This window comes from Pseudomonas sp. GW456-12-10-14-LB2 (genome assembly GCF_002884345.1).
GTDB classification, from domain to species: Bacteria; Pseudomonadota; Gammaproteobacteria; order Pseudomonadales; family Pseudomonadaceae; genus Aquipseudomonas; species Aquipseudomonas paraglycinae.
Map to the genome: position 1 here is coordinate 49,797 of NZ_POHV01000027.1, position 21,097 is coordinate 70,893.

The 21,097-nt window shown below is 61.7% G+C and carries 18 protein-coding genes; 11 read left to right on the forward strand and 7 right to left on the reverse strand.

Annotation, left to right across the window (positions count from 1 at the left end):
• Window positions 1-2 precede the first annotated feature (2 nt).
• The 9 genes from C1X29_RS19060 to C1X29_RS19100 all read left to right on the forward strand — a co-directional run bounded on the left by C1X29_RS19060 (window position 3) and on the right by C1X29_RS19100 (window position 11,879).
• Window positions 3-284: a peptidylprolyl isomerase gene (locus C1X29_RS19060; RefSeq protein WP_007952068.1), complete on the forward strand. Its 282-nt coding sequence runs from the start codon at window positions 3-5 to the stop codon at window positions 282-284.
• Between the two features lie 134 nt (window positions 285-418).
• On the forward strand, window positions 419-2,287 hold the full coding sequence (locus tag C1X29_RS19065) for an extracellular solute-binding protein (protein ID WP_102718108.1): 1,869 nt from the start codon (window positions 419-421) through the stop codon (window positions 2,285-2,287).
• Window positions 2,287-3,348, forward strand: coding sequence for a microcin C ABC transporter permease YejB (locus tag C1X29_RS19070; protein WP_085683859.1), 1,062 nt, complete (start codon window positions 2,287-2,289; stop codon window positions 3,346-3,348). The genes C1X29_RS19065 and C1X29_RS19070 overlap by 1 nt, the downstream gene beginning before the upstream one ends.
• Window positions 3,348-4,370 carry an ABC transporter permease gene (locus C1X29_RS19075; protein WP_007952058.1) on the forward strand — a complete coding sequence of 341 codons (1,023 nt, stop codon included), beginning with the start codon at window positions 3,348-3,350 and terminating at the stop codon, window positions 4,368-4,370. Before C1X29_RS19070 ends, C1X29_RS19075 begins: the two co-directional genes overlap by 1 nt.
• Window positions 4,371-4,383: 13 nt before the next feature.
• On the forward strand, window positions 4,384-5,958 hold the full coding sequence (locus C1X29_RS19080) for an ABC transporter ATP-binding protein (protein WP_007952057.1): 1,575 nt from the start codon (window positions 4,384-4,386) through the stop codon (window positions 5,956-5,958).
• A gap of 40 nt (window positions 5,959-5,998) precedes the next feature.
• Window positions 5,999-7,414 carry a sigma-54-dependent Fis family transcriptional regulator gene (locus C1X29_RS19085; protein ID WP_102686081.1) on the forward strand — a complete coding sequence of 472 codons (1,416 nt, stop codon included), beginning with the start codon at window positions 5,999-6,001 and terminating at the stop codon, window positions 7,412-7,414.
• Window positions 7,415-7,687: 273 nt separating this feature from the next.
• Complete coding sequence (locus C1X29_RS19090; protein WP_007952055.1) at window positions 7,688-9,079, forward strand: GntP family permease; 1,392 nt, start codon at window positions 7,688-7,690, stop codon at window positions 9,077-9,079.
• Between the two features lie 7 nt (window positions 9,080-9,086).
• Window positions 9,087-9,860, forward strand: a complete 774-nt coding sequence (gene hbdH, locus C1X29_RS19095) for a 3-hydroxybutyrate dehydrogenase (RefSeq protein ID WP_102718109.1) — start codon at window positions 9,087-9,089, stop codon at window positions 9,858-9,860.
• 63 nt (window positions 9,861-9,923) lie between these two features.
• Window positions 9,924-11,879 (forward strand): acetoacetate--CoA ligase, encoded by a 1,956-nt coding sequence (locus C1X29_RS19100; RefSeq protein WP_102718110.1) that lies wholly within the window; start codon window positions 9,924-9,926, stop codon window positions 11,877-11,879.
• A 6-nt stretch (window positions 11,880-11,885) separates the two neighbouring features.
• Here C1X29_RS19100 and C1X29_RS19105 read toward each other — a convergent pair whose 3' ends face one another.
• Entirely contained in the window at window positions 11,886-12,995 is a 1,110-nt protein-coding gene (locus tag C1X29_RS19105; RefSeq protein ID WP_102718111.1) for a PilT/PilU family type 4a pilus ATPase, read from the reverse strand.
• Between the two features lie 125 nt (window positions 12,996-13,120).
• Between C1X29_RS19105 and C1X29_RS19110 the strand changes: the two genes are divergently transcribed.
• Complete coding sequence (locus tag C1X29_RS19110; RefSeq protein ID WP_102718112.1) at window positions 13,121-15,658, forward strand: PAS domain-containing sensor histidine kinase; 2,538 nt, start codon at window positions 13,121-13,123, stop codon at window positions 15,656-15,658.
• 50 nt (window positions 15,659-15,708) lie between these two features.
• Entirely contained in the window at window positions 15,709-15,984 is a 276-nt protein-coding gene (locus C1X29_RS19115) for a peptidylprolyl isomerase (RefSeq protein WP_007952044.1), read from the forward strand.
• A gap of 49 nt (window positions 15,985-16,033) precedes the next feature.
• On the opposite strand, the gene C1X29_RS19120 is transcribed toward C1X29_RS19115, so the two are convergent.
• The 6 genes from C1X29_RS19120 to C1X29_RS19145 all read right to left on the reverse strand — a co-directional run bounded on the left by C1X29_RS19120 (window position 16,034) and on the right by C1X29_RS19145 (window position 21,097).
• On the reverse strand, window positions 16,034-16,969 hold the full coding sequence (locus C1X29_RS19120; RefSeq protein ID WP_102718113.1) for a sugar kinase: 936 nt from the start codon (window positions 16,967-16,969) through the stop codon (window positions 16,034-16,036).
• A complete protein-coding gene (locus C1X29_RS19125) occupies window positions 16,969-18,189 on the reverse strand; it encodes an amino acid deaminase (RefSeq protein ID WP_102718114.1) in 1,221 nt (406 codons plus the stop codon). Before C1X29_RS19125 ends, C1X29_RS19120 begins: the two co-directional genes overlap by 1 nt.
• Before the next feature lie 39 nt (window positions 18,190-18,228).
• Complete coding sequence (locus C1X29_RS19130; protein WP_085603279.1) at window positions 18,229-18,993, reverse strand: IclR family transcriptional regulator; 765 nt, start codon at window positions 18,991-18,993, stop codon at window positions 18,229-18,231.
• Window positions 18,994-19,219: 226 nt separating this feature from the next.
• The gene (locus C1X29_RS19135; protein ID WP_007912330.1) at window positions 19,220-19,609 is read right to left on the reverse strand and encodes a RidA family protein; all 390 of its coding nucleotides are present in this window, start codon (window positions 19,607-19,609) and stop codon (window positions 19,220-19,222) included.
• A 31-nt stretch (window positions 19,610-19,640) separates the two neighbouring features.
• Window positions 19,641-20,438 carry an amino acid ABC transporter ATP-binding protein gene (locus C1X29_RS19140; protein ID WP_102718115.1) on the reverse strand — a complete coding sequence of 266 codons (798 nt, stop codon included), beginning with the start codon at window positions 20,436-20,438 and terminating at the stop codon, window positions 19,641-19,643.
• Window positions 20,435-21,097: an amino acid ABC transporter permease gene (locus C1X29_RS19145; protein ID WP_102686074.1), complete on the reverse strand. Its 663-nt coding sequence runs from the start codon at window positions 21,095-21,097 to the stop codon at window positions 20,435-20,437. Before C1X29_RS19145 ends, C1X29_RS19140 begins: the two co-directional genes overlap by 4 nt.

Sequence of the window (21,097 nt, forward strand, 5' to 3'; positions counted from 1 at the left end):
CCATGGCTAAAGCCACTGCCCGCCACATCCTGGTTTCCAGCGAAGCCAAGTGCAACGAACTCAAGGCCCAGATCGAAGGTGGCGCTGATTTCGCCGAAGTGGCCAAGGCCAACTCCACTTGCCCGTCCAGCCGTCAGGGCGGCGACCTGGGTTCGTTCGGTCCTGGCCAGATGGTCAAGGAATTCGACACCGTGGTGTTCAGCGCACCGATCAACGTCGTGCAAGGCCCGGTGAAGACCCAGTTCGGCTACCACCTGCTGGAAGTCACCAGCCGCCAGGACTGATTTCAGCCCGACCTGCTGTGCAACGGCCCGCCTGATGGCGGGCCGTTTTGTTTTGGTTACACCACACCGCTGGCGAACGGCGCGCCGCTCGCGTACAAATTGCGCTTATCGATTACCCGGCTTTAAGGCTGACAATGCGACTGGCTTTCCCGACTTTGATGTTCACTGCCGTGACCCTGCTGCTCGGGATCACCGGTGTGGACGCCGCACCGCAGCATGCGATGACCGTCTATGGCGAACCGGCAAAATACCCGCCCGGTTTCAGTCACTTCGATTACACCAACGTCCGGGCGCCCAAGGGCGGGACGATGCGCCGCTCGGCCATCGAGATCGGCCACTTCGACCATGTCCTGCCGTACATCGACAAAGGCATCGGCGTCAGCCAGATCGACGGCCTGCTGTATTCCCCGTTGGCCCAGCGCTCGCTCGACGAGCCCTACACCGTATACGGCCTCGTGGCGCAGAAAATGGAACGCTCGGATGACGGCCTGTCGTTGCGCTTCTTTATCAATCCCAAGGCCCGCTTCGCCGATGGCAAGCCGATTACCGCCGAAGACGTGCGCTACACCTATGATTTGCTGATGACCCAGGGCAGCCTGCGTTATCGCACCCAGTTCGCCGACGTCAAAGGCGTCGAAGTCGAAGCCCCGCTCACCGTACGTTTCGATTTCAAGAGCAACGAAAACCGCACCCTGCCCCTGGACATCGCGACCCTGCCGGTATTTCCCGAGCATTGGTGGAAGACCCGTGATTTCGCCGGCGGTGGCGGCTATGAACCGCCGCTGGGCAGCGGCCCGTATCGGGTCGGCAAGGTCGACTCCGGGCGCAGCATCACCTTTGAACGCAATCCCGACTGGTGGGGCAAGGACCTGCCGGTCAGCCGTGGCCTGTACAACTTCGATCACTTCAGCATCGAGTACTTCGGCGACACCGACGTCGCCCGCCAGGTCCTGCGCGGCGGCGCCTACGACTACAACCGTGAGTTCTCCGCCACCGGCTACTCCATCGGCTACGAGAGCCCGGCCCTGAGCGACGGTCGTCTGCAAAAGGCTCATCTGGCCACCGAAGCGCCGCAGTCGGCCCAGGGCTTCGTGTTCAACCTGCAAAACCCAATATTCCAGGATCGCCGCGTCCGTCAGGCACTGGCCATGCTCTGGGATTTCGAATGGAGCAACCGGCAGATGATGCGCAACATGTACATCCGCCAGCAGAGTTACTTTTCCAATACTGATCTGGCCGCCCGCCAGTTGCCGGATGCCGCCGAACTGAAGATTCTCGAACCCTTGCGCGGACAGATTCCCGACGAAGTGTTCACTCAGGTCTTCGAAGCACCGAAGACCGATGGCAGCGGCATTATTCGCGACAAACAACTGCAAGCGCTGGAGCTACTGGAACAGGCCGGCTGGAAACCCGATGGCGACCAGTTGGTCAACGACCGCGGCGAGCCGTTGAGCTTTACTTTTCTGGTCAGCCAGAACGGGATGGACCGTCTGCTGCTGCCTTACAAGCGCACGCTGAAACAGATCGGCATCAACCTCGACATCCGTCGCATCGACTCCTCGCAGTACGTCAATCGCCTGATGAGCCGCGACTACGACATGATCGTCACCGGTTACCCGGTCACCACCTCCCCCGGCGGCGAACTGTTGAACTACTTCGGTTCGGCATCGGCCAACGATCCCGGCGCCAACAATTACATGGTGCTGAAGAACCCGGCGGTCGACACCTTGATCAACGGCCTGATCCGCGCCTCGACCCAGGCCGACATGCTGCGTTATGCCCATGCGCTGGACCGGGTGCTGCAATGGAACTACTACTGGATTCCCAACTATTACCCGCCGGGCACGTCGACCGTGTGGTGGAACCGCTTCGGCATTCCCACCGTGCAGGCGAGCAATGACGAAGCGATCGAGAGCTGGTGGGAAATCAGCAGCACGCCGCTGACCAACCAGCAGATGACGGCCGAGAAAATCAGCCGTGGCAGACCCGGAGGGCCGCACTGATGTGGGCTTACATACTGCGACGCCTGCTGCTGATCATTCCAACGCTGGTGATCATTCTGCTGGTGAATTTTGTGATCATCCAGGCCGCGCCGGGTGGTCCGGTCGAACAGGCCATCGCCCACCTGCAAGGCATCGGCGGCGCCAGTGTCGGCGGCGGTGCGAGCGAGACCATGAGCGGCACGTCCCGCGCCAGTCGCGGCCTCGATCCGCAGCTGATCAAGGACATCGAAAAACAGTACGGCTTCGACAAACCCGCCCATGAACGCCTGTGGCTGATGCTCAAGAACTACGCGCAGCTGGATTTCGGCAAGAGCTTCTTCCGCGGCGCCACGGTCACCGACCTGATCCTGCAGAAAATGCCGGTGACCATTTCCCTCGGCCTGTGGGCGACGCTGATCACTTATCTGGTGTCGATCCCGCTGGGTATCCGCAAAGCCGTGCACCACGGCAGTCATTTCGATATCTGGAGCAGCACGGCAATCATCATCGGCTACGCCATGCCGGCATTCCTGTTCGCGATGTTCCTGATCGTGGTGTTCGCCGGTGGCACCTCGCTGAACTGGTTTCCGGTGCGCGGTCTGGTGTCCGACAACTTCGAATCCCTGTCGACACTGGGCAAGATCGCCGACTACTTTTGGCATCTGGTGTTGCCGGTCACGGCGTTGGTGATCGGCGGGTTCGCCACCTTGACCATCCTCACCAAAAACTCGTTCCTCAATGAAATCACCCGCCAATACGTGGTCACCGCTCGCGCCAAAGGCCTGAGCGAAAACCGGGTGCTGTACGGGCATGTGTTCCGCAACGCGATGCTGCTGGTGGTGTCGGGCATTCCCCAGGCGTTCATCAGCGTGTTCTTTGCCGGTTCGTTGCTGATCGAAGTGATCTTCTCCCTCGACGGCCTCGGGCGCATGAGTTACGAAGCAGCCGTGTCCCGTGACTATCCGGTGGTGTTTGGCTCGCTGTTCATCTTCACCCTGTTCGGCCTGCTGATAAAACTGATCGGCGACCTGTGCTACACGCTGGTCGACCCGCGCATCGACTTCGCCGCGAGGAACGCCTGATGTTCAAGCTCTCGCCTCTGGGCCGTCGCCGCTTCGAACGCTTCAAGAAAAACCGCCGGGGCTGGTGGTCGCTGTGGCTGTTTATCGGCCTGTTTCTGCTTAGCCTCGGCGGCGAACTGATAGCCAACGACAAGCCATTGGTCGTCAGTTATCAGGGCCAATGGTACTTCCCGGTATTCAAGCGCCACACCGAACAGGAGTTCGGCGGACAACTGCCGTTCCAGGCCGACTACCGCAGCGACTACGTGCAGAAGCTGATCCGCAAGGACGGTGGCTGGCTATTGTTTCCGCCGATTCCGTTCAGTGACGACACCCCGAACTACGACCTCAACAAACCGGCACCGAGCCCGCCGACTTCGGTCAACTGGCTGGGCACCGACGATCAGGCGCGTGACGTACTGGCTCGGGTGATCTTCGGCGCGCGGGTGTCGATCCTGTTCGCCCTGATGCTGACCTTCGTCAGCGCCCTGATCGGCATCGCGGCCGGCGCCCTGCAGGGCTATTACGGCGGCTGGGTCGATCTGCTCGGCCAGCGATTGCTGGAGGTCTGGTCAGGACTGCCGGTGCTTTACCTGCTGATCATTCTTTCGGGATTCGTCGAGCCGAACTTCTGGTGGCTGCTGGGGATCATGGCGCTGTTCTCCTGGCTGGCGCTGGTGGACGTGGTACGCGCCGAGTTCCTGCGCGGTCGTAATCTCGAGTACGTCAAGGCTGCCCGGGCCTTGGGCTTGAGCGATCGCAAGGTGATTGTCCGGCACATCCTGCCCAACGCGATGAACGCAACCCTCAGTTATCTGCCCTTTATTCTGACCGGGGCGATTTCGACCCTGACCGCGCTGGATTTCCTCGGCTTCGGCATGCCCGCCGGCAGCGCGTCACTGGGCGAGCTGATCGGTCAGGGCAAGCAGAACCTGCAAGCGCCGTGGCTCGGGTTGACCGCATTTTTCACCCTGGCGCTGATTCTTTCCCTGTTGGTATTCATCGGCGAAGCGCTGCGCGATGCCTTTGACCCGCGCTCATGAACGGATATTTGATATGACTGACAACCTGATCGAAATCCGTGACCTCAGCGTTGCCTTCCATGGCCAGACCGTGGTGCGCAACCTGTGCCTGGACATCCGCCCCGGCGAGTGCCTGGCCCTGGTCGGCGAATCGGGCTCGGGCAAATCGGTGACGGCCCACTCGATCCTGCAACTGCTCCCCGAATGCGATGCCCGGACCACCGGCAGCATCCGCTATCGTGGGCAGGAACTGGTCGGCGCCGATCCCAAGACCCTGCGCGACCTGCGGGGTAACCGCATCGCCATGATTTTCCAGGAGCCGATGACCTCGCTCAATCCGTTGCACACGATTGAAAAGCAGATCGGCGAAACCCTGTTGCTGCACCGTGGCCTCGGTGGCAAGGAAGCTCAGGCGCGAATCCTCGAACTGCTCGAACTGGTGGGCATCCAGAAACCGAAAGAACGGCTGAAGGCTTATCCGCATCAACTGTCCGGCGGCCAGCGCCAGCGGGTAATGATCGCGATGGCCCTGGCCTGCGAACCTGAATTACTGATCGCCGACGAGCCGACCACCGCCCTCGACGTGACCGTACAGCGCAAGATCCTGTTGCTGCTCAAGTCTCTGCAACGGCGCCTGGGCATGTCGCTGCTGCTGATCAGCCATGACCTCAATCTGGTGCGCAGCATCGCCCAACGGGTGTGCGTGATGAAGGCCGGGGAAATCGTCGAGCAGGCGCCGTGCGAAACCCTGTTCACCGAACCGAAACACCCTTACAGCTGCGTGTTGCTCAACGCTGAACCGGAAGGCGAAGCACTGCCCCGGGACGAACGCGAGAACGTGCTGGAAGTCGATGACCTGCGGGTTGATTTCACGGTCGGCGGCGGGCTGTTCCAGCGCAAACAATACCTGCGCGCGGTGGATGGCATCAGCCTGAACATCCAGCGCGGCAAGACGCTGGGCATTGTCGGCGAGTCCGGTTCGGGCAAGTCGACCCTCGGCCAGGCGATTCTACGGCTGCTCGACTCCAAGGGCAGCATCCGCTTCCAGGGCACGGCCCTCGACGGCCTCGACCAGAAACAGATGCGGCCGTGGCGCCGGCAGATGCAGGTGGTGTTCCAGGATCCGTTCGGGAGCCTCAGCCCGCGCATGTCGGTGGCGCAGATCATCAGCGAAGGGCTGGAAGTGCATTGCCAGTCCACTGCCGACGAGTGCGACGACCAGGTGATCCGCGTGCTCAAGGAAGTAGGGCTCGATCCCGAAAGCCGTCATCGCTATCCCCATGAGTTCTCCGGTGGCCAGCGTCAGCGCATTGCCATCGCCCGGGCATTGGTACTCAAACCCGCGCTGATCCTGCTCGACGAACCGACCTCGGCACTGGATCGCACCGTGCAGAAACAGGTGGTCGCCCTGCTCCGCCAGCTTCAGGAAAAACATGGCCTGACGTATCTGTTCATCAGCCACGATCTGGCCGTGGTGCGGGCGTTGGCCCACGACATGATCGTGATCAAGGACGGCAAGGTGGTCGAAAGCGGCGCCAGCCATGACGTGTTCGACTCACCGCAGCATCCCTATACCAAAGAGCTGTTGGCGGCGGCGCATCCGGGATAGGCATAATCGCGCCACCTGACTTCCGCCAATGGACGCCGCCATGAACACCACCGAAAGCCTTAAGGATTACCAACGGGTTCGCACGCTGGCGATCCGTTCGTTGTTCGAGATCATCGAGCAATCCAGTGAAGGCACGGTGATTGTCGACCGCGACGCGAACATCGTCTGGATGAACGAGCGCTATGCGCGGCGCTTCGGGCTCGACTCCGCCGCCGGGGCCATCGGCAAGCCTTGCGAAAGCGTGATCCCCGGCAGCCTGCTGCGCGAAGTGGTGCGCACCGGGCGGCCAATTCTGTTGGACATGCAGGACACCCCGAAAGAACCGCTGGTGGTGATGCGCCTGCCGATTCATGACGACGCCGGCGCGGTGATCGGCGCCATCGGTTTTGCCCTGTTCGACGAACTGCGCACGCTGTCGCCGATGCTCAAGCGCTACCTGAGCATGCAGGAAGAGCTGGCCTCGACCCGCTCGCTGCTGCGTGCCCGCCAGACCAAATACAACTTCGCCCACTTCATCGGCACCAGCGCTGCCAGCCTCGAGGTCAAGCGCCGTGCCCGTCGCAGCGCGAGCGCCGAGTCGCCGGTTCTGTTGCTGGGCGAAACCGGCAGCGGCAAGGAATTGCTGGCCCAGGCGATCCATGGCGCTTCACCTCGGGCGCACAAGGCGTTTGTCAGTATCAATAGCGCGGCGATTCCCGAGGCGTTGCTTGAAGCCGAGTTCTTCGGCACCGCGCCGGGCGCTTTCACCGGCGCCGACCGCAAGGGTCGCACCGGCAAGTTGCAGATCGCTCAGGGCGGGACGCTGTTTCTCGACGAGATCGGCGACATGCCACTGCCGCTGCAAAGCAAATTGCTGCGGGTGTTGCAGGAAAAGGAATTCGAACCTGTCGGTTCCAATGAAGTAATCCAGAGCGATGTGCGGGTGATTGCCGCGACCTCGACGGATCTGGAAGCGGCGATCAAGCGCGGCGAGTTCCGCGCGGATTTGTACTACCGCCTCAACGTGTTGCCGATTCAGGTGCCGCCGCTGCGAGAGCGGCTGGATGATCTGCCGGCGCTCAGTGAAGCGATTCTTGAGGAGTTGCGCAGTCAGCACGAGTTGAACCGCGAAGCGCTGGAGCTGTTGGGACAGCACGCGTGGCCGGGGAATATCCGCGAGTTGCGAAACGTGCTGGAGCGAGCAGCACTGCTCAGTGATGACTTGATGCTGACGGCGGATGACATTCGTGCCGCGATTGGCACGTTCGCACCGGTTGAGCGAACGCTGGTGCCTCTCTCAGAGCCAATAACCAACGAAACCTTCAGTCAGGCTCGCGAGCGGTTTGACCGGCAGTTGATTCAATCCACCCTCGCGCAATGCGGGGGCAAGGTGATCGAGGCGGCTGAGCGGCTGGGACTGGGGCGGTCGACGCTTTACAAGAAAATGATTGCACTGGGGATCGCGGAGTCTCAATAGAGAGACACCATTCCCCATATAGAGACAACATTAAAAGCATCGCGGGCGAGCCCGCTCTCCCGGGGGAATGCGTACAACTGTGGGAGCGGGCTTGCCCGCGATATCGTCCTCACAGTTATAGAAGTCTCCAAACAGAGACAAAAACTCCAAAACTACCGCCGAATATCAAATTAATTCCTTTTATTTCAACAACTTAACTATCTGGCACAGATCTCGCTTCAGGCCTCCCCACACCCGTTCCACCCACAAAAATAACAATCGAAGGAGCACACCATGAGTGTGATCATCGCCTTGGCAGCCCTCGCGCTGCTGATGCTCGCGGCCTACCGTGGCTACAGCGTTATCCTTTTTGCCCCGATCGCCGCCCTCGGAGCCGTGCTGCTCACCGACCCGTCTGCCGTCGCCCCTGCTTTCACCGGGGTGTTCATGGAGAAGATGGTCGGCTTCATCAAACTCTACTTTCCCGTGTTCCTGCTCGGCGCCGTGTTCGGCAAGCTGATCGAACTGTCGGGTTTCTCCCGCTCGATCGTCGCGGCAGCGATTCGTCTGCTCGGCACCCGCCAGGCGATGCTGGTGATCGTGCTGGTCTGCGCCCTGCTCACCTACGGCGGCGTTTCGCTGTTCGTCGTGGTGTTCGCGGTCTACCCGTTCGCAGCGGAAATGTTCCGCCAGAGCAACATCCCCAAGCGCCTGATTCCGGCGACCATCGCCCTCGGCGCGTTTTCGTTCACCATGGACGCCCTGCCCGGCACGCCGCAGATCCAGAACATCATCCCCAGCACCTTTTTCAACACCACGGCGTGGGCAGCGCCATGGCTGGGTGTGATCGGCACGATTTTCGTGTTCTGCGCCGGCATGCTGTTCCTGCAGCGCCAACGCAACAAGGCTCAGCGTGCCGGTGAAGGCTACGGCACCGAACTGCGCAACGAACCGGAAACCGCCGAAGACCTTAAGCTGCCGAACCCGTGGATTGCCCTGTCGCCGCTGCTGGCGGTGGGCATCATGAACCTGCTGTTCACCCAGTGGATTCCGCAGTGGTACGGCAAGACCCACAGCCTCGCGCTGCCGGGCATGGCCGCGCCGGTCACTACCGAGATCGCCAAACTCACGGCGATCTGGGCGGTGCAGGCAGCCTTGCTGGTGGGCATTCTGATGGTGCTGGCGTTCGGTTTTAAAGCGATCAAAAGCAAGCTCGCCGAGGGCAGCAAAAGCGCAGTCAGCGGTGCACTGCTGGCGGCGATGAACACTGCGTCGGAATACGGTTTCGGTGCGGTCATCGCCTCGTTGCCGGGTTTCCTGGTGCTGGCCGACTGGCTCAAGAGCATTCCCAATCCGCTGGTCAACGAAGCGATTACCGTGACCCTGCTGGCCGGTATCACCGGTTCTGCTTCGGGCGGCATGAGCATCGCGCTGGCAGCGATGTCGGAGCAATTCATCAGCGCCGCCCACGCCGCCAACATTCCGCTGGAAGTGCTGCACCGGGTGGCCGCGATGGCCAGCGGCGGCATGGACACCCTGCCGCACAACGGCGCCGTGATCACCCTGCTCGCCGTCACTGGTCTCACCCACCGTGAGGCCTACAAGGACATTTTCTGTATTACGCTGATCAAGACCCTGGCGGTTTTCGTGGTGATCGGCACTTTCTACGCCACTGGCATTGTGTGAGGTATTGATGACGACTCTTTATGGCAAGACCGCACTGGTTACCGGCTCCACCAGCGGCATCGGGCTGGGCATCGCCCTGACGCTGGCCAAGGCCGGCGCCAACCTGATCCTCAACGGTTTTGGCGACGCCTCCAAGGTGATCGCCGAAGTCGAGCAGTACGGCGGCAAGGTCGGCCATCACCCGGCGGACGTCAGCGACCCGGCGCAGATCGCCGACATGATCGCCTATGCCGAGCGCGAGTTCGGCGGCGTGGACATTCTGGTCAACAACGCAGGCATCCAGCACGTCGCGGCGGTGGAAGAATTTCCGGTGGAGCGCTGGGATTCGATCATCGCGATCAACCTGTCGTCGGTGTTTCACAGCACTCGCCTGAGCCTGCCGGGCATGCGCGCCAAGGGATGGGGGCGGATCGTCAACATCGCCTCGGTGCACGGCCTGGTCGGCTCCACCGGTAAAGCTGCGTATGTGGCGGCCAAGCATGGCGTGATCGGCCTGACCAAGGTGGTCGGCCTGGAAACCGCCGCCAGCAACGTGACCTGCAACGCGATCTGCCCGGGCTGGGTGCTGACGCCGCTGGTGCAGAAACAGATCGACGATCGCGCAGCCAAGGGTGTCGACCCGCAGCAGGCGCAGCACGATCTGCTGGCCGAGAAACAGCCGTCGCTGGAGTTCGTCACCCCGGCACATCTGGGTGAGCTGGTGTTGTTTCTGTGCAGCGAGGCCGGCAGCCAAGTGCGTGGCGCCGCGTGGAATATCGATGGCGGGTGGCTCGCGCAATAAGCTTGCAACTGATCGCTCCCACGCTGTCGTGGGAGCCTTCTGACAAACAATAAGAGGCAAACCATGTCCGACATTCTCTGGCAGCCCGATGCCAAACGCATTGCCCGGTCCCGCATGGACGGCTTTCGGCACTTCATCAATCAACGCCATCACCTGCACCTCGACGATTACCCGGCCCTGCATCAATGGTCCATCGACCAGCGCGAAGCGTTCTGGCAGGCGATCGTGGATTTCTTCGGCATCAGTTTTCACACCCAGTCGGACGCCGTTCTGCGTGGAGGCCTGAAAATGCCGGGTGCCGAATGGTTTCCCGGCGCCACGTTGAATTTCGCCGAACACCTGTTGAGCCGACGCGACGATGCCATCGCCGTGATCGCTATCGGGGAAAACGGCCAGCGTGAACTGCTGACCTGGGCCGAACTGGCCCAGCAAGTCGCTGGCTTCCAGGCCAGTCTGCAAGCAGCCGGTGTCGTGGTCGGCGACCGGGTTGCCGCCTGCATGCCCAACACCTGGCAAACCCTGGTGGCGATGCTCGCGACCACCAGTCTCGGCGCAATCTGGTCGTGCTCATCGCCGGACTTCGGCACCCACGGCGTGATCGACCGCTTTGGCCAGATCGAACCGAAAGTGCTGATCACCTGCGCCGGTTACCGCTATGCCGGCAAAGAGATCGACCAGACCGTCAAGATCAATGAAATCCTCGAACAACTGCCGACCTTGCAGCAGTTGATCATCGTGCCCTACGCGCGACCTCAGGCCCATGCCACGGATTACCGGACACCCGCCAACGTCACGCTGTGGGACGACTTCTATGAACCGGGCGATGAGCCGCAGTTCGTCCCGGTGCCGTTCGATCATCCGCTGTACGTGCTGTATTCCAGCGGCACCACCGGCGTACCGAAGTGCATTGTTCACAGCACCGGCGGCGTGTTGCTGCAACACGCCAAGGAGCACGGGCTGCATGTCGACCTGGGCCCCGGCGACCGTCTGTTCTACTACACCACCTGCGGCTGGATGATGTGGAACTGGCTGGTCTCGGCACTAGCGGTCGGCAGCGCGGTGGTGCTGTATGACGGCTCACCGTTTTATCCGGACAACGAGCGATTGCTGGAGCTGCTCGACGACGAGCAGGTCAGCGTGTTCGGCACCAGCCCGAAATTCCTCGCGACCCTGGAAAGCAGCGGCATCAAGCCGCGCGAAAGCTACGACCTGAGCCACCTGAAAACCCTGCTTTGCACCGGCTCCGCGCTGTCGCCGCAGAGTTATGACTTCGTTTATCGCGACTTCAAACCGGACGTGTGCCTGTCCTCGATGTCCGGTGGTACGGACATCGTGTCCTGCTTCGTCAACGGTAACCCGATGTCGGCGGTTCGCCGGGGCGAGATCATGGGCAAGAGCCTGGCCATGGCGGTGGAAGTGTGGAATGACGCCGGGCAACCGGTGATCGGCGAAAAAGGTGAATTGGTATGCACTCGACCATTCCCGGCGATGCCCATCGGACTCTGGAACGATCCCGATGGCGAAAAGCTGCGCAAATCCTATTTCAGCCAGTTCCCCGGCGTCTGGGCCCAGGGTGACTATGCCGAACAACTGCCCCACGGCGGGATGCTGATTCACGGCCGCTCCGACGCTGTGCTCAACCCCGGCGGCGTGCGCATCGGCACGGCGGAGATCTACCGGCAGGTGGAAAAAGTCCCGCAAGTGCTGGACAGCGTCGCCATCGGCCAACAGTGGCAGGACGACGTGCGCGTGGTGCTGTTCGTACGCCTCAAGGATGGCCTAACGCTGGATGAGGCACTGCAACAGCAGATCCGCCAGGTGATCCGCGCCAACACCACACCGCGCCATGTGCCGGCGAAGATCGTCGCGGTCACTGACATTCCGCGCACCATCAGCGGCAAGGTGGTGGAGCTGGCCGTGCGCAATGTGGTGCACGGTGATCCGGTGAAAAACACCGATGCCCTCGCCAATCCGCAAGCGCTTGAGCAGTTTCGCGACCGGGTCGAACTTCGCGACTGAAGCCTGTCAGTCCATCAGTCCCCATTCGCCGGTCGAGGGCGGTGGGGACGGCATGGTGTCGGCGTGCAGCTTCAGACGCAGGCGCAGGTTATTCACCGAATCAGCATTTTTCAGGGCCTCGTCTTCATCGATCACCCCTTCTGCTACCAGCACGAACAGTGCACCGTCAAAGGTCTGCATGCCCAGTTCCGCCGATTTTTCCATGATGGTTTTCAGCTCACCAAAATCATTGCGCCGGATCAGGTCGGCAATCGTCGGCGTGCCCAGCATCACCTCGGCGGCGGCCCGTCGCTGACCGTCCCGGGTTCGCACCAGACGCTGGGAGACGAACGCCTTGAGGTGATTGCCCAAGGCATGCAGCAATTGCGGGCGGCGCTCTTCGGGAAAGAAATTGATGATCCGGTCCAGCGCCTGATTGGCGTTGTTGGCGTGCAATGTCGACAGCACCAGATGCCCGGTTTCGGCGAAGGCCAGCGCATGTTCCATGGTCTCGCGATCACGGATTTCGCCGATCAGCACCACGTCCGGGGCCTGGCGCAGAGTATTTTTCAGCGCAGCGTGAAAGCTGCGGGTATCGACCCCGACTTCGCGCTGGTTGATGATTGATTTTTTGTGGCGATGGATGTATTCCACCGGGTCTTCAATGGTGATGATGTGCCCGCTGCTGTGGCGATTGCGATGGTCGATCAGCGCCGCCAGCGACGTCGACTTGCCCGAGTCGGTGGCGCCGACGAACAGGATCAGGCCTTGCTTGAGCATCACCGAATCGAGCAATACCGGCGGCAGTTTCAAATCTTCGAATCGCGGAATGTCGAGTTTGACGTTACGAATAACGATCGACACGTCATTGCGTTGTTTGAAGATGTTGACCCGGAAGCGGCCGATCCCGGTGCGGGAAATCGCCAGGTTCATTTCCAGATCCCGGTCGAACTCCCGTCGTTGTTCGGCGTCCATCAGGGAGACCGCGATACTGGCCACCTCACCGGGTTTGAAGGGCTGCTCGCTCAAGGGCGTGAGCACCCCGTCGAACCGCGCACTGGGTGGTGCGCCCGTGGACAGGAACAGATCCGAACCGTGGCGGCTCGCCAGTTGTTTGAGCAATGCATCGATTTCCATGGCCAAAAGCACCTGCGAAGCTTTCAATGAACACAAGACCGCGCCGTAACGCGACGTGCCTTACAGCGTCTACCGCACTAGGATAGTAGACGCCGCCTCACCGACCGACGCCCAGGATTGATGTGATGAACGCTGTACCGAACACCAACGACGCCCAGGCATTGATTGCCCGCACCGACTGGAGCCGCAGCCCGCTGGGCGCCGCTGGCACCTGGCCACAGAGCCTGCGCACCGCGGTGGACATCGTGATTCACTCGCCGATGCCGATGCTGCTGTTGTGGGGCCCGCAACTCACCCAGATCTATAACAACGGCTTTGCACTGCTCGCCGGGAGCAAGCATCCGCACGCTTTCGGACAACCGGCGCACCAGATATGGCCGGAACTTAGAGACTTTACCGACCCGATTTACAGCGCCGTCCTACAAGGCCAGGTGCGAACCTACAGCGAACGGCGCTTTACCCTGCAGCGGGATGGGCAGGATTCCGACTTCTGGCTGGACCTGACCTACAGCCCGATCCGCGACGAAAGCGCGCAAGTGGCCGGGATTCTGGTCACCGCCATCGAAACCAACGAACGCCGGCGCATCGCCCTGGAACTGCAGCAGCGCTCCGAAGACAGTCTCAAGGCTCAGCGCGAAAGCGAAGAGCGTCTGCAACTGGCGCTGGCGGCCACCGATGCGGTCGGCACCTGGGATTGGGACATTGGCGAAGACCGCTTCATCGCCGATGCGCATTTCGCCCAGTTGCACGGTGTCGATCCGGCCCTGGCCGGTCAGTTGCCGATCAGCGAGTACCTGCACGGCGTGCACCCCGAAGACCGCGCTATGATCGCCCGCAGTATCAAGCATTGCATTACCCACGGCACCGAATACGCCGAGGAATACCGCCTGCTGCAAGCCAATGGCGAGCTGCGCTGGGTGTTCGCCCGCGGGCGCTGCTACAAGGATCATCACGGCCGGCCGATACGTTTTCTCGGCGCGGCGCTGGACCTGACCGAACGCAAGCACACCGAACAGGCACTGCGGCAAAGCCAGACCGAGCTGCAACTGATCATCAACGCCATGCCGATCCTGATCAGCTATGTCGACCACGAAGAACGCTTTCGCCTGAACAACGCCGCGTACCTCGACTGGTACGGGCTCACGCCGCAAGAGCTTTACGGTCGCACGATCCGTGAGGTGATCGGCGAAGAGGCCTATTTCCTGCGGGCGCCGTACATCGCCGAAGCACTCGCCGGTCGGCCCTGCTCGTTCAGCCTGTACACGCCGCACCGTGATGGCAGTCAGCGGCACGCCTTGATGAACTACCTGCCGCGCCACGGTGCGGATGGAGCAGTGAACGGTTTCTACATCTTCGTGATCGACGAAACCGAACGAAAAAAGACCGAAGAAGCCCTGCGCAACCTCAATGAAACCCTTGAGGAGCGTGTGAGTGCGCGCACCGAACAACTGGCTCAGGCCAACCAGCGTTTGCAGAACGAGATGTTCGAACGCGAGCGCGCCGAAGACGCTCTGCGCCACGCGCAGAAAATGGAAGCGGTCGGCCAGCTCACCGGCGGCATCGCCCATGACTTCAACAACATGCTGACCGGCATCATCGGCAGCCTCGACCTGATGCAGCGCTACATCGCCAATGGCCGCGCCGATGAGATCGGCCGTTTCACCGACGCGGCGGTGTCTTCGGCCAACCGCGCAGCCGCGCTGACTCACCGTCTGCTGGCGTTCTCCCGGCGTCAGTCGCTGGATCGCAAAACCATCAACGTCAATGAACTGATCCACTCGCTGGAAGACCTGATCCGCCGCACCAAGGGTGATCCGATCGAGCTCAAGTTGCGCCTGGCCGACAACGTATGGTCCGTCAGTACGGATGTCAGCCAACTGGAAAACGCCCTGCTCAACCTGGTGATCAACGCCCGCGACGCCATGCCCGACGGCGGCGAGCTGTTGATCGAAACCGCCAACGTCTACCTCGACGGCAACGACATCACTACCCTCGAACCGGTCAAGGCCGGTGATTACCTGATGCTGGCGGTGAGCGACAACGGCACCGGCATGACGCCTTCAGTACGTTCCAAAGCGTTCGATCCGTTCTTTACGACCAAACCCATCGGGCAAGGCACCGGGCTCGGCTTGTCGATGATTTATGGCTTTGCCCAGCAATCGGGTGGGCACGTCAGCCTCGACAGCCTGCCGGGTCAGGGCACCTGCGTGCGCCTGTACTTGCCGCGCTTGTATGCACTGGAAGCGGAGCTGCCGGCAATCGAAGCGGTTGCCGAGGCCCCCGCTGTGGCGACCGGCGAGACCGTGGTGGTGGTCGAGGACGATCCGGCGGTGCGCATGCTGGTCATGGACCTGCTCAAGGAGCTGGGTTATCGCGCCCATGAAGCCGAAGACGCCAAGGGCGCCCTGCCGTTGCTCGAATCGGATCTGCGGGTTGACCTGCTGGTGACCGACGTCGGCCTGCCGGGCATGAACGGCCGGCAAATGGCGGAGATCGCCCGCCAGCATCGTCCGGGGCTCAAGGTGTTGTTCATGACCGGTTACGCGCAGAAAGCCGCCGAGCGCCAGGGCTTCCTCGAAGACGGCATGGACATGGTCGCCAAACCGTTTTCCATCGAACAGCTGGCCGGCAAGATCCGCACGATGATCAGCCAAAACCCGTGACTTGAGGCATAATCCGCGCCCCGCCGTCACCCCGCTACAGGTATTGCACGATGAAAGCCCAAGCCCGCCACATTCTGGTGAAGACCGCCGAAGAGGCTGAAAAACTCAAACAACGCATCGCCAACGGTGAGGCGTTCGATGTGCTGGCGAAGAAATTTTCGACTTGTCCGTCCGGCAAGCGCGGCGGCGATCTGGGTGAAGTACGGCCGGGGCAGATGGTCGGTGCGATCGATGCGGTGATCTTCAAAAAACCGCTGCGCACCGTGCACGGGCCGATCAAGAGCAAGTTCGGGTATCACCTGGTACAGGTGTTTTACCGCGACTGATCCAGTGCCCTGAAGGCGCGGCTTTCGGCAGCGCCTTCAGGGATCGGCATCAATCCCTGGGGATCAACGCCCCAGGCACTTGAATGACCTGACTGGCCAAGCGATGCCCCGCCTCCGCCGCCTGCACAGGGCTTGCGCCCGACAAGCGACTCGCCAGATACGCCGCACTGAACGAATCCCCCGCTGCCGTGGTGTCCACCACCTTCTCGACCTTCTGCGCCGGGACTTCGAACGCTTCCCCGTCGCAACGGATCAGACAGGCTTCGGCGCCGCGCTTGAGCACCACTTCCGGCGTGCCGATCTGCGCGTACGCTTCAAACACCGCGTCACAGTCTTCGAAATGGAACAGCGCCTGTTCGTCGTCCACCGTCAGCAACGCCAGATCGACATGGGGCAACACGCTGCGATACGCCGCCCGCGCCTCTTCCACCGAAGCCCACAGGCGTGGGCGGTAGTTGTTGTCGAAGACGATTCGCGCGTCACCCTGACGGGCTTCGATCAAGGTCTCGATCAGTTTTTCCCGCCCCTGCGCACCGAGTACCGCCAGCGTGATACCGCTGAAATACAGCACGTCGTAATCCGGCAGCGCCGCCAGAATCGGCGCGGCCGTCGGCGTGGTGAAGCAGTCGCGAACGGCGGCTTCGTTGCGCCAGTACAGAAAACGACGTTCGCCGGCGGCGTCGGTCTGGATGCAATACAGACCCGGCAGACGACCGGGTAAACGCTGGACCAGATCCAGACCAATGCCTTCGTCGGCCCAACTGCGGCACATCGCGTCACTAAAGCTGTCGTCACCCAGCGCCGTGACGTAATCGACCTGCGCGTTGTCGCCCATGGCGCGGGACAGATAGACCGCCGTGTTCAGCGTGTCACCGCCAAAGCTCTGTTGCAGGCTGCCATCGGCACGTTGCTGGAGTTCGATCATGCATTCGCCGATCAGGGCGATGCGCGGGGTGTTCGGACCCAATGCACTGAGCGAGTTCATCAGAAGCAGGTTTCCATGGTTTCGATCACCGACAGCTGCTCGTCCACCAGCAGCCCCACGCGCCACTTGTCGAAGGTCAGGCATGGGTGCGAAGTGCCAAAGGAAATGATGTCGCCGACGCGCAATTCCACGCCGGGCGCCACGGTCATGAACGCGTGCTGGTCCATCACCGCCGTCACCTTGCAGGCGCCGACATCGTCGCCCACTGCCGGCAGCACGCCGGCCTTGTAACGCAGCAACGGCACCGGCATCCCGGCATCGAACGCCACGTCACGCTTGCCCAGGGCAATCACCGCGAAGCCCGGCTCCGGCAGCGACTGCACGTGCGCCCAGACTTCCAGCGCCGGGCGCAGGCCTTCGTGCAGGTCGCTGCGACGGTCGAGCACGCAGCACTGCGCCTCTTTATAGATGCCATGGTCGTGAGCGACATAACTGCCGGGACGCAGCACGCTGAGGAAACGCCCGCCAGCGTTCTGCGCTTCGAATGATTCGGCGATCAGGTCGTACCACGCCGAACCCGACGCGGTGATGATCGGCTTGGCGATGGCGAACGCGCCGCTGTCCTGCAACTGCACCGCCAGGCGCACCAGCGAGGCCGCGAATTCACGGATGCCGCTGACGGCGTGATCGCCATGGATCACGCCTTCGTAACCTTCGATGCCGGTCAGGGCCAGCGCTGGTTGCGCGCCGATGGCCTTGGCCAGTTCGATGACTTCCTGCTCGCTGCGGCAACCGCAACGGCCGCCGACCACGCCGTATTCGATCATCACGTTAAGCCGCACGCCGCGCGATGCGAAATAAGCGCCCAGATCGGCGACGTTGTCCGGGTGATCGACCATGCAATAGAAATCGAAGCCGGAATCGGCCGCCAGCAGATCGGCGATCAGCGCCATGTTCGGTGTGCCGACCAGTTGGTTGGCCATCAGCACCCGGCGCACGCCGTGGGCGTATGCAGCGCGGGTCTGGGTGGCGCTGGCCAGGGTGATGCCCCAAGCGCCGGCGTCGAGCTGACGACGAAACAGCGCCGGGGTCATGCTGGTCTTGCCGTGGGGCGCGAGTTCGGCGCCGCTGTCGCTGACGAATTTCTGCATCCAGCGGATGTTGTGTTCCAGCGCTTCGCGATGCAGCACCAGCGCCGGCAGGCTGATGTCACGCACCAGTTGCGCGCCGACGGCGGCATCGCCCTTTTCCACGGCAGCAGTGTTGTTGGCAGTCGTCATGGTCGAACTCCTCACAGTCGCGCCCGCAGGCAGGCGCGGTTATTCGTTGATTCGCCGGGCGAGGCTGTTGGCGCTCTCGATCAAGACCCGGCGATAGTCGTTGTAATTGTTCTTGGCATCGGCGCGCGGGGCGACGATGCACAGGGTGCAGATGGCCACGCCTTGAGGGTCTTTGACCGGGGCGGCGAAGCAATGGGTGAAGGTGTCGGCGACACTGTCGAAGGAGAAGAAACCGTCGATGCCGGCCTGACGGATTTCCGCCAGAAACGTCTCCATCGGCAGGCGTTCGCCACCCGGCAGAATGAAATCGTCTGGGTCGATCAGGTCACTGATCTGCTGATCGCTCAAGTGCGCCAGCAGCAGGCGCCCGGACGCGGTCCACGGGATCGGCGCGTTTTCACCGATATCGGAAGAAATGCGGAAATGCCGCTCGCCCTCCTTCATCAGCGCCACCGTGTATTTGCGCCCGTTGAGCAGGCACATCTGCGCGGTTTCCCGGGTCTGGCTGACGATCTCCTGCAAGGCGTGATCGGCTTCGCGACTGAGGTCGAAATGGCGCAAGTGCGCCTGGCCAAGGAAGTACAGCTGACGACCGAGATAGACGTGACCGTCCTTGCCCACCGGCTCCAGAATCCGCCGCTCGAGCAATGACGCCACTAGCTCGTAGACCGTGGATTTCGGGCTGCCGATGCCGTTGGCGATGTCGTTCGGACGCAGTGGCTGGCCGATCTCCTTGAGGAAATCGAGGATATCGAACGCCCGGTCCAGACCGCGTGCCCGGCGCTTGATGGTGTCTTCGGTCATTTCTGTTGTTCCCATAAAAGATGCCGGGGATGGTAACTGGCCCTTGGCGTTGTGTCAGTTGGATCGCAGCCCTCACCCCGCCCTCTCCCAGGGGGAGAGGGAGCCTGATCGCATCGATGCAAATGCCATCGTCTGGCACAACAATCTGCATCGATAGAGATCAGTCCCCTCTCCTGGGGGAGAGGGCCAGGGTGAGGGGGCTATGGCCTCAGCGACGCCACATCACTCAAGCCTTCTTTTTGTACGCAATGCAGTCGATCTCGACCTTGCAGTCGACCATCATGCTCGCCTGCACACAGGCCCGGGCCGGTGCGTGTTCGGGCTTGAAGTACTCGCCGAAGACCTTGTTGAAACTGCTGAAATCCCGCGGATCGTCCAGCCACACGCCGGCGCGCACTACATCTTCCAGGCCATAACCGGCCTCTTCGAGAATCGCGATCAGGTTCTTCATGGTCTGGTGCGTCTGCTCGACGATGCCGCCCACGATGATCTCGCCATCCACCGCCGGCACCTGCCCGGAAACGTGCAGCCAGCCATCGGCTTCAACGGCGCGGGCGAATGGACGCGGCTGGCCGCCAGCGGCGGTGCTGCCGGTGCCGTAACGAGTAATGCTCATGGGTGTTTCTCCTGATTGAAAAAGTGAAAAGTCAGAACCGCGTGCTTTTGAGAAATTCCGCCAGCCGCGGCGATTGAGGACGCTCGAACAGTTCCTTGGGAGGCCCCTGCTCTTCGATGCGCCCCTGATTCATGAAAACGATCTTGTCCGAGACCTCGAAGGCAAAACGCATTTCGTGGGTCACCAGCAACATGGTCATGCCGTCCTCGGCCAGGCCCTTGATCACGTTCAGCACTTCGCCGACCAGTTCCGGGTCGAGGGCCGAGGTGACTTCGTCGAACAGCATCAGGCTCGGGTTCATCGCAATCGCCCGGGCAATCGCCACGCGCTGCTGCTGACCGCCGGACAACTGGCCGGGAAAGTGATTGCGCCGCTCCAGCAGGCCGACCCGCTCCAGCCATTTCTCGGCCAGGACCACGGCTTCGTCCTTGTGCATCTTTTTGACTTTCAGCAAGCCGAGCGTGACGTTCTGCAACGCGGTGAGGTGCGGGAACAGGTTGAATTGCTGGAACGCCATGCCGGTCATCGCACGATGACGGGCAATGACTTTTTCCGGGTGGCGCACGCGCTTTCCGTTGAGTTCGTCATAGCCGATGGATTCGCCATCGAGCAGGATCTGCCCGCCCTGGAATTCCTCCAGCATGTTCACGCAGCGCAGCAGCGTGGTCTTGCCCGAGCCGCTGGAGCCGATCAGCGTCACCACGTTGCCGCGCTGCATGCTCAGGTCAACGCCCTTGAGCACTTCGACCGCGCCGTATTGTTTGTGCAGGCCACGGATGTCCAGCAGGAGCTGACCGTTCTGGACGTTGGAAACTTGAGCTTGAGTCATGGCAGGGCCACCCGCTTTTCAATGTGCCGGCCGAGTAATTCGATGCCGTAGTTGATGACGAAGAACAGAAAACCGGCGAACAGGTAAAACTCCAGGGTCATGAACGTCCGGGCGATGATCTGCTGGGTGCTGAGCAACAGCTCGGCCACGCCGATCACCGACAACAAGGTCGAGGCCTTGACGATTTCGGTGGACGAATTGACCCAGGTCGGCAGGATCTGCCGCAGTGCCTGAGGCAACAGGACGTAACCAAGGGACTGATAGAACGTCAGGCCGATGGCCTTGCCGGCTTCCATCTGCCCGCGTGGCAACGCCTGCAACGCACCGCGCACGATCTCGGCAACGTGGGAGCCGCAAAACAGCGTCAGCCCCAAGGCACCCGCCTGAAACGCACTGATCTGCCAACCGAGCGCCGGTGCCATGTAGAAGCACGCCAGCACCAGCACGAACACCGGGGTGCCGCGAATCAGGTCGACATAAAAACGGAACGGCGCGCGCATCCAGAACTTGCCGTAGGTCAGCACCAGCCCGGCGAATACGCCGATAAACGTGCCGAACAGAATCGCCAGCGCCGACACCTGCACGCTGGTCAGAAAGCCTTGCCACAAGGCTTCGCGGGCAATCCACAACTCATGCAACCAACTGGGGGATTCGTACAT